We start from the raw sequence: 15,812 nt of genomic DNA on the forward strand, positions 1-15,812 counted from the left end.
CCTGGAAATGAGTGCGCACAGATGAACATCACCCCCGCCCCGGCCCGCAACGACCGCATGCTCACCGTCGAGCAGCTGAGATCGGCGATCCTCTCCGACGAGATCGACACGGTCGTGCTGGCCTTCACTGACATGCAGGGGCGACTGCAGGGCAAGCTCCTGCACGGACGCTTCTTCCTCGACACCGTGCTGGAGCACGGCACCGAGGGATGCAACTATCTGCTCGCCGTCGACGTCGACATGAACACGGTCGACGGCTACGAGAACGCCTCGTGGGAGTCGGGTTACGGCGACATGGAGTTCATCCCCGACTACTCCACGATCAGGCGGATGCCGCATCGCCCCGGCAGCGTGATGATCCAGTGCGACCTCGCCACGACGTCCGGGCATCCGGTGCGGGTGTCGCCGCGGGAGATCCTGCGGCAGCAGGTGGAGCGCGCGGCCGGGCACGGCTGGACGGCGCTCGCGGGCACCGAACTGGAGTTCGTGATCTTCAACACGCCGTACGAGAAGGCGTGGGACGACGACTATCGCGGTCTCATCCCCGCGAACCGCTACAACATCGACTACTCGATCATCGGGTCGAGCGTGGTCGAGCCGCTGCTGCGCGAGATCCGCAACACCATGTACGCGTCGGGGTTGAACGTCGAGTCGGCGAAGGGCGAGTGCAACTTCGGTCAGCACGAGATCGCGTTCAAGTACGACGAGGTCATCACGACGGCCGACAACCACGCCGTCTACAAGACCGCGGCGAAGGACATCGCCCGCCAGCACGATCAGTCGATCACGTTCATGGCCAAGCCGAACCAGCGCGAGGGTAACTCGTGCCACGTGCACATGTCCCTGCGCGGACTCGACGGCTCTCTGGTCTTCTGGGACGCGGAGACCGGCTCCCGCACCCCGCTGTACGACCACTTCATCGCGGGCGTCCTGGCGACCATGCGCGACTTCACGCTGTTCTACGCGCCCAACATCAACTCCTACAAGCGCTTCGTCAAGGGGTCTTTCGCCCCGACATCCGTCGCGTGGGGCATCGACAACCGTACGACCTCCGTGCGGCTGGTCGGACGCGGCGCCGGTGCGCGCATGGAGAACCGTCTGCCCGGCGGCGACATGAACCCGTACCTCGGGCTCGCCGCCATGCTCGCGGGTGGTCTGTACGGCATCGAGCACGAACTCGAGCTGGAGCCGGAGACTGCGGGCAACGCCTACGAGTCGGGAGCGCCGATCGTGCCGACGACCATGCACGAGGCCAGAGACGCGCTCGCGCAGTCGGAGATCGCCCGCGAGGTGTTCGGCGAGGACGTGGTCAAGCACTACGTCCACTACGCGGACGTCGAGATCGAGGCGTTCGACGCAGCCGTCACCGACTGGGAACTCAAGCGCGGATTCGAGAGGCTGTGATCATGACGGTGACTCTGTACCTTCCGATGGGCGATGCCCTCACGCGCGGATTCGAGAGGCTGTGAGCATGATTGCGAGCGCGGTGACTCTGTACCTTCCGGTGGGCGATGCCCTCACGTGCGGATTCGAGAGGCTGTGATCATGACGGTGACTCTGTACCTTCCGATGGGCGATGCCCTCAAGCGCGGATTCGAGAGGCTGTGAGGATGGCTGCGAACGCGGTGACTCTGTACCTTCCGATGGGCGATGCCCTCACGTGCGGATTCGAGAGGCTGTGAGCATGACCTTCCAGATCCCTCTCTCTCCCTTCGACGGCGGCGGCACCTTCACGGTCCTCAACCCGTCCAACGGCCAGGCGATCGGCAGCGTCGCACTGGCCGACCTCGCGGCGACGGATGCCGCCATCGAGCGCGCCCATGCGGCCTTCCCCGCATGGCGTGCGATCGCACCCGGCGAGCGCGCGCGTCTGCTGCGCTCCTTCGCGGCGGCCGTCGACGCGCACATCGATGAGCTCGCCGCGCTCGAGGTGATCGGCTCCGGCCATACGATCGGCAACGCCCGCTGGGAGGCAGGGAACGTCCGCGACGTCCTCAACTACTACAGCGCGGCGCCCGAGCGTCATTTCGGGCGGCAGATCCCCGTCGCCGGTGGTGTGGACATCACGTTCCACGAGCCGCTGGGTGTCGTGGGCATCATCGTCCCGTGGAACTTCCCGATGCCGATCGCGGGCTGGGGCTTCGGACCCGCGCTGGCGGCGGGCAACACGGTCGTGCTGAAGCCGGCCGAGCTCACCCCGCTGACGGCGCTCCGGCTCGGGGAGCTCGCCAGGGACGCCGGCATCCCCGAAGGCGTGTTCACCGTGATCCCCGGCAAGGGGAGCGTGGTGGGCGAGAGGTTCGTGACCCACCCGCTGGTGCGGAAGGTCTGCTTCACCGGCTCGACCGATGTCGGCAAGGGCATCATGCGCGGCTGCGCCGACCAGGTGAAGAGGCTGACGCTGGAGCTCGGCGGAAAGAACGCGAACGTCGTGTTCGAGGACGCGGATCTCGAGAAGGCCGCGGCATCCGCCCCCGGCGCCGGACTCGACAACGCCGGACAGGACTGCTGCGCACGCTCGCGCATCCTCGTGCAGGCGAGCGTCTACGACAGGTTCCTCGAGCTGCTGCAGCCCGCGGTCGAAGCCTTCCGGGTGACGGACCCGTCGAGTCCCGACGCCGAGATGGGGCCGTTGATCTCCGCGAAGCAGCGCGACTCCGTGCTCGCGGGCATCGCGGACGCCGACGTCGCCTATCGCGGACAGACCGTGGAGGGCACCGGTGGGTTCTGGATGCCGCCGACCGTGGTCATGCCGCGCAGCGCCGCTGATCCGGTGTGGTCGCAGGAGCTGTTCGGCCCCGTGCTCGCGGTGATGCCGTTCACCGACGAGGCCGACGCGATCGCGAAGGCCAACGACACCGAGTACGGCCTGTCGGGATCCATCTTCACCCGTGATCTCGGGCGCGCGCTGCGCGTGGCGAGAGGGGTGGAGAGCGGCAACCTGTCGGTCAACTCGCACTCCTCCGTCCGGTACTGGACTCCGTTCGGAGGGTTCAAGCAGTCGGGACTCGGGCGCGAACTCGGACCGGACGCTCCGGACAGCTTCTCCGAGGTGAAGAACGTCTTCATCTCGACCGACGACTGACACAACACAGCACTGACACACCCCGAGAAAGGCAGCAGGACACACGATGGGCAAGCTCGAAGGCAAAGTGGGCGTCATCACCGGCGGATGCAGCGGCATCGGCCTCGCCACGGCGAAGAAGTTCGTCGCGGAGGGGGCCAAGGTCGTCATCGGCGACCTCGACGAGGTGAACGGCCCGCGCATCGCGGAGGAGCTGGGCGGCTCCTTCATCAAGGTGAACGTGACGGATGCCGCAGAGGTGGAGGCGCTGTTCGCCCACGCCAAGGAGAAATACGGGCGCATCGACATCGCGTTCAACAACGCGGGCATCTCGCCGGCATCCGACGACTCCATCCTGAAGACCGGAATCGACGCCTGGAACCTGGTGCAGGACGTGAACCTCACCAGCGTGTACCTGTGCTGCAAGGCGGTGCTGCCGTACATGCTGGAGCAGGGGAGCGGTTCGATCATCAACACCGCGTCGTTCGTCGCGATCATGGGCGCCGCCACCTCGCAGATCTCCTACACCGCGTCGAAGGGCGGCGTGCTGGCGATGACCCGGGAGCTCGGCGTGCAGTTCGCGCGCAAGGGCATCCGCGTCAACGCGCTCTGCCCCGGACCCGTGAACACCCCGCTGCTGCAGGAGCTGTTCGCGAAGGACCCGGAGCGCGCCGCGCGCCGTCTGGTGCACGTCCCGATGGGGCGCTTCGCCGAACCGGAGGAGATCGCCAACGCCGTCGCGTTCCTCGGCAGCGACGAGTCGAGCTTCATCACGGCGATGGACTTCCTCGTCGACGGCGGACTCTCCAACGCCTACGTCACGCCGCTGGATTCGGACTTTGACTGACCAGCGCCCGATCATCGGCATCACGACCTACCGCCAGGCGGCCTCCTGGGGCGCCTGGCGGGAGGTGCCGGCCGACCTGCTCCCCAGCGACTACGCCCTTGCGGTGGAGCGGGCCGGGGGCATCCCCGTGCTCGTCCCGCCGCTCGCCGATCGCGACGCCGCACGAGCCGTGCTCGGCCGGCTCGACGGTCTGCTCATCGCGGGCGGTGCCGATGTGAACCCCGCGCGCTACGGGCAGGAGCCGGACCCGAACGTCGTGCGCTGGTACGACGACCGCGACGCATCGGAGCTGTGGCTGCTCGGGGAGGCGGACGCGCTGCGGCTCCCTGTGCTGGGCATCTGCCGGGGGATGCAGCTCATGGCTGTCGCCGCCGGCGGATCGCTCGTGCAGCATCTGCCCGACGTCGTCGGCCACGATCGGCACGGGGGCGGCGAGAGCTCCTACGAGGCCATCCCCGTGGTGGTGGATCCGGGGCATCGGGTCTCCGCGCTGCTCGGTGAGCAGATCACCAGCGCCAGCCATCACCACCAGGCGGTCGCGGACCACCCCGGTTTCGTCGCGACAGCGCGTGATGCCGACGGCGTGCTCCAGGCGATGGAGGCCGAGGGGGACCGCTTCGAGGTCGGGGTGCAGTGGCATCCGGAGACCACCGACGACGTGCGGGTGATCGAGGGACTGGTCGACGCGGCGAGGGACAGCGCCGCGCGCCGACGCGACGAGAGGTGAGCCTGCGACTACAATCGAGCAAGCACGAAGGAGCAGGAGAACCGGTGGCTGAGAGAGCGGCAACGTCCAGGGCGAAGGCGAAGAAGGCCGACGACACACCCATCGGACCCACCGGTCGTCCCTATCATGGGTTCCCGACGCCGGAGCCGCTGGCGTCTCACGGCCCCGCGCGCATCATCGCACTGTGCAACCAGAAGGGCGGCGTCGGCAAGACGACGACCTCCATCAACCTCGCCGCGGCCCTCGCGGAGTACGGGCGCAAGGTTCTCGCGGTCGACTTCGATCCGCAGGGCGCTCTGTCGGCCGGTCTCGGCATCCAGACGCACGAGACGCCGACGGTCTACGACCTGCTGCTCGACACGAAGCGCGACGCACACGATGCGATCGTGCGCTCCGGCGTCGAGGGACTCGACGTGATGCCCGCGAACATCGACCTCTCCGCCGCCGAGGTGCACCTCGTCAACGAGGTCGCGCGTGAGACGATCCTCGCCCGCGTGCTCCGCCAGGTGGCGGGGGAGTACGACGTCATCCTCATCGACTGCCAGCCGTCGCTCGGACTCCTCACCGTGAACGCCCTCACCGCCGCTCACGGCGTGATCATCCCGCTGGAGTGCGAGTTCTTCGCGCTCCGCGGCGTGGCGCTCCTCATCGAGACGATCGACAAGGTGCGCGACCGGCTGAACCCGTCGATCACCATGGACGGCCTCCTCGCCACGATGTACGACCCGCGCACGCTGCACTCGCGCGAGGTTCTCGAGCGCGTGGTCGAGGCCTTCGGCGACGACGTCCTGGAGACCGTGATCGGCCGCACCGTGAAGTTCCCCGACGCCTCGGTGTCGGGTGTGCCCATCACCGAGTTCGCGCCGGAGCACGCCGCCGCCCAGGCGTACCTGCGGCTGGCGCGGGAGCTGGTCGCCCGTGGCGCCGTCGCCTGACGATACCCCTCGCCACGAGACCGACGCGACTGCGTCGTCTTCGAGTACCGCGTCGTCCGGGGAATCCTCGGACACCTCATCTCCCGAGGAGAACTCCGGTTTCCGTGTCTCCCTGTCGAACTTCGACGGCCCGTTCGACCTGCTGCTGAATCTCATCTCGAAGCATGAGATGGACATCACCGAGGTCTCGCTCAGCGCCGTGACGAACGAGTTCATCTCCTACCTGAAGGAGCTGGACGACGATGAGGAGCTCGACCAGGCGTCGGAGTTCCTCGTGGTCGCCGCGACACTGCTCGACATGAAGGTCGCCGGGCTCCTTCCGCAGGGAGAGCTGGTGGATGCCGAGGCCGTCGCACTGCTCGAGGCTCGGGATCTGCTGTTCGCGCGACTGCTGCAGTACCGGGCCTTCAAGGAGGTCTCCGCGTGGTTCTCCCGCTGCCTGCAGCGCGAGGATCGGCGGCATGTCCGCGCTGTGCGACTCGACGAGAAGCATCGCAAGAAGACGCCGGAGCTGGTCTGGTCTCTCTCCGCCGCCGACTTCGCCGCACTCGCCCTGCTCGCGTTCGCGCCGAAGGAGATCCCGCACGTCGGACTCGATCACCTGCACGCTCCGCTCGTCAGCATCCGTGAGCAGGCCGCGATCGTGGTGACGCTGCTCCGCGGCGCCGAGTCGCTGAGCTTCCGCGATCTCGTCGCCGGCATCCGCGAACCGGGTATCGTCGTCGCGCGCTTCATCTCGGTGCTGGAGCTCTACCGCCACGCGGCACTCTCCTTCGAGCAACTGGAACCGCTCGGCGAGCTGACGCTGCGCTGGGCCGCCGACCACTGGTCGGACGAATCACTCGCCACCCTGGGAGCCGACTATGACCGATGACCTCGAACCGTCAGCCGGTGTGCTGACCGAGAAGATCGAGGCGATCATGCTCATCATCGACGAGCCGATCGGACTCGTGGCGCTGGCCGCCGCCGTGGGGTCTCCCGTGGCCGCCGTGCGGCAGGCGCTCGAGACGCTCGTCGACGACTACGACGGCAAGGGCCGCGGTCCGCGTCGCGGCTTCGAGCTCCGCGAGGTCGGAGGCGGCTGGCGGCTCTACGTGCGCGAGGACCACGACGACCTCGTCGCGGAGTTCATCGGCGGCCAGGCGCCTGCTCGACTGTCCCAGGCCGCGCTCGAGACGCTCGCCGTCATCGCCTACAAACAGCCGGTCACCCGCAGCCAGGTCGCGTCGATCCGAGCGGTGAACGTGGACTCCGTCGTGCGCACCCTGCTCGCACGCGGCCTCATCACCGAACTCTTCGCCGACTCCGAGACGGGCGCCATCAACTACGGCACCACGGATGCACTGCTGCAGCACCTGGGCATCAACTCGCTCGACGAGCTGCCTCCGATCTCCCCACTGCTCGATGACGGCGCAGACGGCTTCGATGAGGGCCTGGTCCGATGAGTACGAGTGCGGTTGGCGCCATCGCGGCTCGGTGCGGGTGCGTCGATGGGGGTCTGGTCCGATGAGCGCGTGTGTGGTCGGCGCCGTTGCGGCTCGGTGCGGGTGCGTCGATGCGGGTCTGGTCCCGATGAGTACGCGTGCGGTTGACGCCGGTACGGTGCGGCTTGGGCGTATCGATGAAGGTTTGGTTCGATGAGCGCTCGTGCGGATGTCGCCGGTACGGTGCCGTGCGGGCGCTTCGATGAAGGAGTGGTTTCATGACTGATGGTTCGATGACAGACGGCTCCGCCCCCGAGGGCGTGCGCCTGCAGAAGGTGCTCTCCGGAGCGGGAGTGGCCTCCCGACGCGTGGTCGAGAATTACATCGTCGAGGGCCGCATCCGCGTCAACGGCGTGGTCGTGACCGAGCTCGGCACCCGCATCGATCCGGAGACCGACCTCGTCGATGTCGACGGCACCGCTGTGCAGCTCGATGTCTCGAAGCGCTACGTGATGCTCAACAAGCCCACCGGCGTCGTGAGCAGCATGCGCGATGAGAGCGGCCGCCCCGATCTGCGGCTCTTCACGAAGGACTATGAGGAGCGCCTGTACAACGTCGGACGGCTGGATGCCGAGACCAGCGGACTGCTGATCCTCACGAACGACGGCGCCCTCGCGCACGTCCTCGCGCATCCGTCGTTCGGCGTCACCAAGGTGTACATCGCCAAGGTCGAGGGGGAGGTCACCGCCCAGACGATCTCGAAGCTCACGAAGGGCATCGAGCTGGAGGACGGTCCCATCGCGGCCGACAAGGCGCGGCTGCTGGACACCTCGCGGGGGTCGAGTCTCGTCGAGCTCACGCTGCATTCCGGACGCAACCGGATCGTCCGCCGCATGATGGCGGCGGTCGGGCATCCCGTCACCGAACTCGTGCGACGCCAGTTCGGTCCGCTGCACCTGGGAACGCTCCCGGCGGGGAAGAGCCGCGAACTGACTAAAATCGAACTAGGCGCGCTGCTTACTCTGTCGCGCCGTGATTCCGGTGTCGCCGAGGCGCCAGGCGAGCAGCAGGAGAACGAGTGACTGACACGACGAGTGCGCCCAGCGCGCCGCGCACGGCGACCGCCGTCGCGTCGCGTCTCTCGGGCACCGTCCGCATCGTCGGCACGGGGCTGCTCGGTGCGAGCATCGGGCACGCGCTCAGCGCGAAGGGCGTCGATGTCGTGCTCTCCGACACGTCTCCCGCACAGCAGCGCCTGGCGATCGACTACGGCGCCGGTCGTGCCCCGTCTGCCGACGACGCGCCCGTCCTGATCGTCGTCGCCGTGCCGCCTGACGTCACCGCCGATGTCATCCAGGCGGAACTCGAGCGGTACCCGGATGCCGTCGTCACCGACGTCGCGAGCGTCAAGCTCGAGCCCTTCCGCGCACTGACCTCGCGCGGTGTCGATCTCGCCCGCTACATCGGCTCGCACCCGCTCGCCGGTCGCGAGCGCGGCGGGGCGATCTCGGCGCGGGCCGACCTGTTCATCGGCCGTCCGTGGGTCGTGTGCCGTGACGGTGAGACGAAGGCCGCCGATCTCGCACTCGTCGAGGCTCTGGCTCTCGACGTCGGCGCGCAGCCGATCGAGATGACACCGGAGGAGCACGACCGCTCGGTCGCGCTGACCTCCCACGTGCCCCAGGTCGTCGCGAGCCTGCTCGCCGGCCGCCTCGCCGAGGCGGAGGAGGGCGCTCTGCGTCTCGCCGGTCAGGGCGTGCGCGACACGACGCGCATCGCGGCATCCGCCCCCGAGCTCTGGGTGCAGATCCTCGGCGCGAACGCGGCACCCGTCGTGGAGATCCTCGACGCCCTCGCCGAAGACCTCCGGGAGGTGTCGGATGCGCTGCGCGCTCCCGAGGCGCCCGGTTCCCGGCGTGCAGTGGCGGAGACGATCCGTCACGGCAACGACGGCGTCGAGCGTCTGCCTGGCAAGCACGGACAGAACCGCCGCTTCGAGTCGTTGGTCGTCATGGTCGACGACACCGCAGGACAGCTCGGACGCCTCTTCGGCGAGCTCGGCGAACTCGGAGTCAACGTCGAAGACCTCCGCCTCGAGCACTCGCCCGGCGCACAGTTCGGTCTGGCGGAGATCAGCGTCGACCCGGCCGCGCTGCACGGCGCGGTCACCGGACTCACCGAACGCGGCTGGCGGATTGCGGGGAACACCAATGACTGACACGACGACCGCCACCGCTGCGCGCACTCCCGACTTCATCGCCATCGACGGCCCTGCGGGGTCGGGCAAGTCCAGCGTGTCGAAGGCCGTCGCGCGCACGCTCGGCTTCGGCTACCTCGACACCGGCTCCGCCTACCGCGCGCTGGCTTGGCACGTCCTCGATCGAGGGGCGGACACGGCGGATGCCGCAGCAGTCCTCGCCGCGGCATCCGACTTCCCCGTGCGGTTGGGGCTCGACCCCGATGACCGCACGGTGCGCGTGGGCGACGTCGACGTCACCGAGGCGATCCGCGCACCGCACGTGTCGGGCGCGGTCAGTGGCGTGGCGCGCGTGCCCGAGGTCCGCGCGCAGGTGAACGAGCTGTTCCGCTCGCTCGTGGCCGGGGCCCCGTTCGACGCGGTCGTCGTGGAGGGACGCGACATCACCACTGTCGTCGCCCCCGACGCTCCCGTCCGCATCCTTCTCACCGCTGCCCCCGAGGTGCGCGCTGCGCGCCGGGCGGGCGAGCTCGCCGGTGAGAACGCTGCCTCCGTCGCCGCCGCGCTGCACAAGCGCGACGCATCGGACAGCGCCGTCGTCGACTTCCTCAACGCCGCAGAGGGCGTGGAGGTCGTCGATTCGACGGATCTTGATTTCCCCCAGACCATCGATGCCGTACTCGCGGTGATCGAACGACTCCGAGGAGCACACAGTGGCTGACGACGAATACGAAGGCGGCCCCGACCACCTCGCAGAGAAGATGGAGGCGCTCGACGAGCACCTCGCCGAGCAGCGCGCGGAGACTCTGCGCGCGGGTCTCGCCGACTACGAGCTCGACGATGAAGACGCTGCGCTTCTCGCCGGGATCACGATGGACGAGGACGGCATCCAGTTCATGCCGGCACTCCCGGTCGTGGCGATCGTCGGACGGCCGAATGTCGGCAAGTCCGCGCTCGTGAACCGCATCCTCGGCCGTCGTGAGGCCGTCGTGGAGGACACCCCCGGTGTCACCCGCGACCGCGTCACGTACAAGGCCGAGTGGAACGACCGCCGCTTCACGCTCGTCGACACCGGCGGGTGGGAGCCCGACGCCCGCGGCATCGACCGCTCGGTGGCGGCGCAGGCCGAGGTCGCGATCGACCTGTCCGACGTCGTGCTGTTCGTCGTCGACGCCATGGTCGGAGCGACGTCCACCGACGAGCACGTCGTGAAGATGCTCCGCAAGAGCGGCAAGCCCGTGTTCCTGGTCGCGAACAAGATCGACGACGCGCGCCAGGAGCCGGAGGCCGCAGCCCTGTGGAACCTGGGCCTCGGCGAGCCCCACCCGGTCTCCGCGATCCACGGCCGCGGCGTCGCCGACCTCCTCGACGCGATCCTGAAGACGCTCCCCGAGATCTCGGCCGTCGCCAAGCAGGAGATCGGCGGCCCTCGCCGCGTCGCGATCCTCGGGCGCCCGAACGTCGGCAAGTCGTCGCTGCTGAACAAGGCCGCAGGCGAAGAGCGGGTCGTCGTGAACGACCTCGCCGGAACCACGCGCGACCCGGTCGACGAGATCGTCGAGCTGGGCGGCAAGCTGTGGCGCTTCGTCGACACCGCCGGTATCCGTCGCCGCGTGCACATGGCTCAGGGCGCCGACTTCTATGCGTCGCTGCGCACCTCTGCGGCGCTGGAGAAGGCCGAGGTCGCGGTGGTCGTTCTCGACGTGTCCGAGACGATCAGCGAGCAGGACGTGCGCATCATCGACCTCGTGCTCGAGTCCGGCCGCGCACTCGTGCTCGCGTTCAACAAGTGGGATCGCCTGAACGACGACGACCTGGAGAACCAGGACCGTCGCCGCTACCTCGAGCGTGAGATCGAGCAGGACCTCGCGCACGTCGCGTGGGCTCCGCGGGTGAACATCTCGGCGAAGACCGGTCGTCACCTCGACAAGCTGGTTCCTGCGCTGGAGACCTCGCTGGAGAACTGGGATCGCCGCATCCCCACCGGCAAGTTCAACGCGTTCCTCGCCGAGCTCGTCGCCGAGCACCCGCACCCGCTGCGCGGAGGCAAGCAGCCACGCATCCTGTTCGGCACGCAGGCGTCGACGCGCCCGCCGACGTTCGTGCTGTTCACGACCGGATTCCTCGACCCGGGCTACCGCCGATTCATTCAGCGCCGCCTGCGCGAGCTGTACGAGTTCGAGGGAACCCCGATCGTCGTCAACATGCGCGTGCGGGAGAAGCGTCAGCGCTGATCGGCCCGGGAGCTCGTTGGCTGAAAGGCTGGGACTCGTCTCTGGACCCGCTCGGTTCCCCTTCGTGTCGGGTCGGTGCGCCGCACCCCGGATGCTGTGACAGGCTGAAGGGGTGACGGTCGTACCTCCCGCAGCTGGTGAACCGCGCCGCCCCGAGGGGCCGCGCAACCCGGGCGACGCCTGGGTGATCGCGGACACGGGAGAGCGGTACTGGGGCCGGTTCGGCGCCGCGGGGCTGCTCGCCTTCGATCCCGCACGCGGCGTGCTCATGCAGCACAGGGTCGCCTGGAGCCACTTCGGCGGCACCTGGGGTCTCCCCGGCGGTGCGATGCACGAGGGTGAGAGCGCCATCGTCGGAGCTGTGCGTGAGGCGCAGGAAGAAGCGGGCGTCCCGGACGGCGCCGTGCGCGTACGTGTGACGAGCGTGCTGGACCTGTCGATCTGGTCATACACGACGGTCGTCGCCGACGTCGTAGAGCCCTTCGAACCCGTGATCAGCGACCCGGAGAGCGTGGCGCTGGAGTGGGTGCCGGTCGAGGACGTCGATGCGCGTCCGCTGCATCCGGGATTCGCTTCGTCCTGGCCGATGCTTCGGACCCTGCTCGACGAGCGTCCCGCGATCGTCGTCGACGCCGCGAACGTCGTCGGCTCGGTGCCGAACGGCTGGTGGAAGGACCGAGCCGGAGCGGCAGCGCGGCTGCGGGACCGCCTGGTCGACCTCGCCGTGCCGGCGGAGGATCTCGGCATCGGAGCGACGATCTGGTTCCCCGAGGTGTCGCTGGTCGTCGAAGGTCAGGCGCGGGCGATCGAATCCGAGGAATCTCCCGTGCGGGTGGTCAGGGCGGATGCCGCCGGGGACGACGCGATCATCGACGAGGCCGCTCGGCTGCTCTCGATAGGCCGCTCGGTCACCGTCGTCACCAGCGACCGCGGCCTCACTGCGCAGGTGGAGGCTCTCGGCGCCCGTGTGCTGTCTGCCGGGTGGCTGCTGCGCGCTCTCGATCACTGAGGTTTGTGCTCTGAGTTTCGTGACTCCTCTGCGCGCTCTCGATCGCTGGGGCTCGTGTTCTGAGCTCTCTGAGCTCTCTGAGCCGAGAGCCCTCTGAGTCGTTTGAGCCCGGTGAGTCCTCTGAGTCTTCTGAGCCCTCTGAGCGCTTTGAGCCAGGTGAGCCCTCTGAGCCGAAAGCCCTCTGAGCGCTTTGAGCCCTGTAGTCCTCTGAGCCCTCTAAGCCCTGCTTCCGAGCTCGTCCGCGGAGCCTCCGAGATCGTCCGGCGTGCAGGTCAGACGAACATCACCCGTCGCGGTGTGCGGTCGGTGTACGCGCGCCCGAGCGGACTGGTCCAGGTGATGGAGCCTCCGGGGCGCTGTTGTGCCGTCCACCTGTGCGGGTCGGGCACGTCGGGATGCTTGAGCGCGTGGTGGGTTCTGCAGAAGTGCGCCAGATTGTCTACCGCCGTCCGTCCGCCCTTGGCGTGATCGTGGTTGTGATCGATCTCGCTGCGGTGCACCGGCATCCGGCATCCCGGGAAGCGACAGTGCTGGTCACGCGCCCGCAGGAATCTCTTCATCGCGGTGGTGGGCGTGTACGTGTCGGTCTCGACGACGAGGCCGGACGGATCGAGGAACAGTCGCGTCCATCCGCTGTTCCGCCCTGCGAGCGCTCGTGCGATGTCAGCGTCGAGCGCGCCGTGACCGTCGAGCTGCGCGGGTCGATCGTCGAGCCCCGCGAGCGTGGTCGCCGCGACCGTGACCTGAATCCGGGCGTGAACGTCGTCGAGGGCATCGCCGAAGGCTGTGCTCGGAGTGGCGGTGAGGAGCATGTCGGTGAGGACATCGGCGCGGATCTCGTCCAGGGAACGCTCGTCTGCGGGGATGCGCTCGACGTCGGAGAGCGGGTCACGCGCGAAAGTCGCTCGATCGTCGCTGAAGATCATGCCGGCATCGGAATCGGCATCGGCACCGAAATCCGCGTCGGCGCCGGAATCGGTCCCCGGCGTCGAGTCGCGCTCGGCAGAAGCAGCGTCAGCGGTGGTATCGGCGCTGGTATCGGCGAGGATCGCGGGGGCGAACGGATCGGCGAGGAACGCGTCGAAGAAGGGATCGGCGAGATCGACGTCCTCGGCGTGGAGGGAGTCTGCTCCGGGGCCCATGATGGACGGGTCGAGTTGGGGCTCGCGGGTTCCCCTGGCCTCGATGACCTCTCGCGCGACGTGCGTGAGCCGGTCCTGGATCGCAAGGGCGATCCACTCCGGGAGAACCGCCGTGAGCAGGGCGAGCCCGTCGTCGAGCGACGTCACGGAGACGCTGCGATCCTTGGCGGCACGGCGATGGCGTTCGACGACCGTCTCTCCCGCGAGAGACGCGGCGACCTCTCGCGCGTGGGCACGGGTTCGTGCTGCCGTGTCGCACTCTGCCACGACGAGCGCGGCGGTCTCGAACAGGTCCATGACGGCGGCATCCGCTCTGCGGTTCGCGATCGCCTCGGCGACGACCGCTCCCGCCCGTACGATCTCGCGGACGTGGGCGGCGGTGATGCGACCGTCGGCGAACGCGGCACGGACGCCGGGCATGCTGTCTCGGAGTGAACGTGCATCGGCGAAGGCGAACTCCATCGACGACCTCGGGATGCGCGCGGCTGCCGAGAACTCCGCGATCATCGACCGGTAGATGGCGTCGCGATGGTAGGGGCTCTCCGCCACATCCTGATCGTGGATGTCGAACTGCTCGATCAGCAGTTCTGCGGCCTCGGCCTCAAGCACGGCGATCTGCCGGCGCTTCAGCGCCCAGGCGTCGAGAACACGACGTCGTTCCTCGAGATCGAGGTCGAGATCGGTGCGGTGGGCCATGCACCCAGATTAGAACAAATGTACGAAAGAGTGAACCGTCAGGAATGGGGGAACTCCTGGTCGTCTGGGTCGCGTCCGCGGAGCCGATCGATCTCCCGGCGTTCTCGCTTGGTGGGACGGCCCGCTCCGCGGTCGCGCAGCCCCAGCGCGGCCTGCGGCTCGCGCTCTGGCGTGCGGTCCTCGTAGGCGAGGGCCGCGACCGGGGCGCCGACGCGCTTGACGAGGAGCTGTCGGACGATGAGGATCCGGTCGAATCCGGAGATGCGGATGCGCAACTCATCGCCGATGCGCACGGCCTGCGCCGCCTTGACCTTGTCGCCGTTGAGTCGTACATGCCCCGCGCGGCATGCAGTCGTTGCCGCGGAGCGCGTCTTGTACACGCGGATCGCCCAGAGCCAGCTGTCGACGCGTGCGGAGTCCATCAGGTGACCTTCCGTGTGCGGAGCGCGAGGAGCGCCCCGGCGATGATGAGGCCCTGCCCGATCGTGTAGGTGAGCATGACGGCGGGGCTGCTCCACGATGGGAGCGCGTCGGGCAGGAAGAGGCGGAACGCGAGGATCGAATCGCTCGCGAGGAAGAACGCGCCGCCCATCGCGACCACGGGACCGCACCGCGTGGAGAAGGCGGCTGTGCTGCCGAGCACGAGTCCGTAGACCGCGACCGCGGGGAACAGTCCTCCCGCGTGCGGCCCGATCACGCTGACCATGGCGATCCACCAGGCGGCGTAGACGAGCCCCCACCACGGCATCCGTCGTCGAGAAAGGTGTCGTGCGAAGAGCGCGATGTAGGCGAGATGAGCGATGCCGAAGAACGCGAGCATGAGCGGCAGCTCCGGGGCTGAGGGGAAGAACGCACCGGCGCCGTCGCCGAGCCAGGAGAAGAGCAGGGCGGCGAGGATCAGCGCCACGGCGGCGCGGGGTTTCAGCCGTCCGGCCGACACCAGCACGGGAACCAGCAGGAGCGGCATCAGGATGAGCTTCGTCGGCGCGGCCAGAGAACTGTGCACGGCGAGCAGGATCACGTGAAGCGTCGACGCGACGATGTAGGGCGCGAACGCCCAGAGGAATGCGCGGTTCTTCATCAGGTCTCGACGGTGACCTGTTCGACCCGGTCATCGGCGCCGAGGTGCACCGCCGGCCAGTACCCATCGGGGAAGTGCTCGCCGCAGCCGTCGGTGAGGTGCAGGATGATCGTGCCGTCGGCCGACGCCTCGATCGTCTCGAGGGTCAGGTCGGATGCTGCCTCCTCGAGCTCGTGCGGCTCGGGGTCTCCGGTGCTGAACTGCGTGACCACGGCATCCGAGGCGACGCGTCGCAGTGCGTCGAGGCGCGAGACGACCTCGCGGAGCCGGGGGAGCAGCGGAGCGATCTCGTCGGGGCTCGTGCCTTCGATCATGAGGTCGAGCTCTCCGCCGACGGTCGTGATGCCGCCGATGTACCAGTCGGAGACGAGCACGTCGCCGTCGGTGAGCTCGGTGGTCGCGCGGATGAGGGGGCCGAGCTCGGCGTCTTCGACGATCGGATGCTGGTCGCTCATG

16 protein-coding genes are annotated in these 15,812 nt (G+C 68.5%); 12 read left to right on the forward strand and 4 right to left on the reverse strand.

Features of this window, described 5'->3' with window-relative positions; all coding sequences use genetic code 11:
- Positions 1-21: 21 nt before the first annotated feature.
- The 12 genes from MRBLWH10_RS04560 to MRBLWH10_RS04615 all read left to right on the forward strand — a co-directional run bounded on the left by MRBLWH10_RS04560 (position 22) and on the right by MRBLWH10_RS04615 (position 12,437).
- Positions 22-1,404: a glutamine synthetase family protein gene (locus MRBLWH10_RS04560; RefSeq protein ID WP_341941788.1), complete on the forward strand. Its 1,383-nt coding sequence runs from the start codon at positions 22-24 to the stop codon at positions 1,402-1,404.
- 280 nt (positions 1,405-1,684) lie between these two features.
- Positions 1,685-3,085, forward strand: coding sequence for an aldehyde dehydrogenase family protein (locus MRBLWH10_RS04565; protein ID WP_341941789.1), 1,401 nt, complete (start codon positions 1,685-1,687; stop codon positions 3,083-3,085).
- 46 nt (positions 3,086-3,131) lie between these two features.
- Positions 3,132-3,911, forward strand: a complete 780-nt coding sequence (locus MRBLWH10_RS04570; RefSeq protein ID WP_105676864.1) for a 3-oxoacyl-ACP reductase — start codon at positions 3,132-3,134, stop codon at positions 3,909-3,911.
- Positions 3,904-4,638 carry a gamma-glutamyl-gamma-aminobutyrate hydrolase family protein gene (locus MRBLWH10_RS04575; protein ID WP_341941790.1) on the forward strand — a complete coding sequence of 245 codons (735 nt, stop codon included), beginning with the start codon at positions 3,904-3,906 and terminating at the stop codon, positions 4,636-4,638. The genes MRBLWH10_RS04570 and MRBLWH10_RS04575 overlap by 8 nt, the downstream gene beginning before the upstream one ends.
- Positions 4,639-4,682: 44 nt before the next feature.
- Complete coding sequence (locus MRBLWH10_RS04580; protein WP_105676861.1) at positions 4,683-5,573, forward strand: ParA family protein; 891 nt, start codon at positions 4,683-4,685, stop codon at positions 5,571-5,573.
- Between the two features lie 112 nt (positions 5,574-5,685).
- Complete coding sequence (locus MRBLWH10_RS04585; RefSeq protein WP_341942563.1) at positions 5,686-6,447, forward strand: ScpA family protein; 762 nt, start codon at positions 5,686-5,688, stop codon at positions 6,445-6,447.
- Entirely contained in the window at positions 6,437-7,018 is a 582-nt protein-coding gene (gene scpB, locus MRBLWH10_RS04590) for an SMC-Scp complex subunit ScpB (RefSeq protein WP_341941791.1), read from the forward strand. The genes MRBLWH10_RS04585 and scpB overlap by 11 nt, the downstream gene beginning before the upstream one ends.
- Before the next feature lie 272 nt (positions 7,019-7,290).
- Positions 7,291-8,079 carry a pseudouridine synthase gene (locus MRBLWH10_RS04595; protein WP_105676858.1) on the forward strand — a complete coding sequence of 263 codons (789 nt, stop codon included), beginning with the start codon at positions 7,291-7,293 and terminating at the stop codon, positions 8,077-8,079.
- Positions 8,076-9,215, forward strand: coding sequence for a prephenate dehydrogenase (locus MRBLWH10_RS04600; protein WP_223586215.1), 1,140 nt, complete (start codon positions 8,076-8,078; stop codon positions 9,213-9,215). The genes MRBLWH10_RS04595 and MRBLWH10_RS04600 overlap by 4 nt, the downstream gene beginning before the upstream one ends.
- Positions 9,208-9,915: a (d)CMP kinase gene (cmk, locus tag MRBLWH10_RS04605; protein ID WP_341941792.1), complete on the forward strand. Its 708-nt coding sequence runs from the start codon at positions 9,208-9,210 to the stop codon at positions 9,913-9,915. The genes MRBLWH10_RS04600 and cmk overlap by 8 nt, the downstream gene beginning before the upstream one ends.
- Positions 9,916-9,955: 40 nt before the next feature.
- Positions 9,956-11,428, forward strand: coding sequence for a ribosome biogenesis GTPase Der (der, locus tag MRBLWH10_RS04610; protein ID WP_223587458.1), 1,473 nt, complete (start codon positions 9,956-9,958; stop codon positions 11,426-11,428).
- Between the two features lie 112 nt (positions 11,429-11,540).
- Complete coding sequence (locus MRBLWH10_RS04615) at positions 11,541-12,437, forward strand: NUDIX domain-containing protein (RefSeq protein ID WP_341941793.1); 897 nt, start codon at positions 11,541-11,543, stop codon at positions 12,435-12,437.
- 272 nt (positions 12,438-12,709) lie between these two features.
- Here MRBLWH10_RS04615 and MRBLWH10_RS04620 read toward each other — a convergent pair whose 3' ends face one another.
- The 4 genes from MRBLWH10_RS04620 to MRBLWH10_RS04635 are packed head-to-tail and all read right to left on the reverse strand — an operon-like array spanning position 12,710 to position 15,811.
- Positions 12,710-14,275 carry a DUF222 domain-containing protein gene (locus MRBLWH10_RS04620; RefSeq protein WP_341941794.1) on the reverse strand — a complete coding sequence of 522 codons (1,566 nt, stop codon included), beginning with the start codon at positions 14,273-14,275 and terminating at the stop codon, positions 12,710-12,712.
- 38 nt (positions 14,276-14,313) lie between these two features.
- Positions 14,314-14,697, reverse strand: coding sequence for an RNA-binding S4 domain-containing protein (locus MRBLWH10_RS04625; protein WP_223586219.1), 384 nt, complete (start codon positions 14,695-14,697; stop codon positions 14,314-14,316).
- On the reverse strand, positions 14,697-15,356 hold the full coding sequence (locus tag MRBLWH10_RS04630; protein WP_341941795.1) for a lysoplasmalogenase family protein: 660 nt from the start codon (positions 15,354-15,356) through the stop codon (positions 14,697-14,699). The genes MRBLWH10_RS04625 and MRBLWH10_RS04630 overlap by 1 nt, the downstream gene beginning before the upstream one ends.
- A complete protein-coding gene (locus tag MRBLWH10_RS04635) occupies positions 15,356-15,811 on the reverse strand; it encodes a hypothetical protein (protein ID WP_341941796.1) in 456 nt (151 codons plus the stop codon). Before MRBLWH10_RS04635 ends, MRBLWH10_RS04630 begins: the two co-directional genes overlap by 1 nt.
- Between the last annotated feature and the right edge of the window lies 1 nt (position 15,812).

This window comes from Microbacterium sp. LWH10-1.2, from assembly GCF_038397765.1.
Taxonomy (GTDB): domain Bacteria; phylum Actinomycetota; class Actinomycetes; order Actinomycetales; family Microbacteriaceae; genus Microbacterium; species Microbacterium natoriense.

What these genes read in the sequence shown, in the direction of transcription:
- MRBLWH10_RS04565 (WP_341941789.1), top strand. Translation starts at nt 1,685, where the DNA reads ATGACCTTCCAGATCCCTCTCTCTCCCTTCGACGGCGGCGGCACCTTC.
- cmk (WP_341941792.1), top strand. Translation starts at nt 9,208, where the DNA reads ATGACTGACACGACGACCGCCACCGCTGCGCGCACTCCCGACTTCATC.
- scpB (WP_341941791.1), top strand. Translation starts at nt 6,437, where the DNA reads ATGACCGATGACCTCGAACCGTCAGCCGGTGTGCTGACCGAGAAGATC.
- der (WP_223587458.1), top strand. Translation starts at nt 9,956, where the DNA reads ATGGAGGCGCTCGACGAGCACCTCGCCGAGCAGCGCGCGGAGACTCTG.
- MRBLWH10_RS04595 (WP_105676858.1), top strand. Translation starts at nt 7,291, where the DNA reads ATGACAGACGGCTCCGCCCCCGAGGGCGTGCGCCTGCAGAAGGTGCTC.
- MRBLWH10_RS04630 (WP_341941795.1), bottom strand. Translation starts at nt 15,356, where the DNA reads ATGAAGAACCGCGCATTCCTCTGGGCGTTCGCGCCCTACATCGTCGCG.
- MRBLWH10_RS04635 (WP_341941796.1), bottom strand. Translation starts at nt 15,811, where the DNA reads ATGAGCGACCAGCATCCGATCGTCGAAGACGCCGAGCTCGGCCCCCTC.
- MRBLWH10_RS04560 (WP_341941788.1), top strand. Translation starts at nt 22, where the DNA reads ATGAACATCACCCCCGCCCCGGCCCGCAACGACCGCATGCTCACCGTC.
- MRBLWH10_RS04570 (WP_105676864.1), top strand. Translation starts at nt 3,132, where the DNA reads ATGGGCAAGCTCGAAGGCAAAGTGGGCGTCATCACCGGCGGATGCAGC.
- MRBLWH10_RS04620 (WP_341941794.1), bottom strand. Translation starts at nt 14,275, where the DNA reads ATGGCCCACCGCACCGATCTCGACCTCGATCTCGAGGAACGACGTCGT.
- MRBLWH10_RS04625 (WP_223586219.1), bottom strand. Translation starts at nt 14,697, where the DNA reads ATGGACTCCGCACGCGTCGACAGCTGGCTCTGGGCGATCCGCGTGTAC.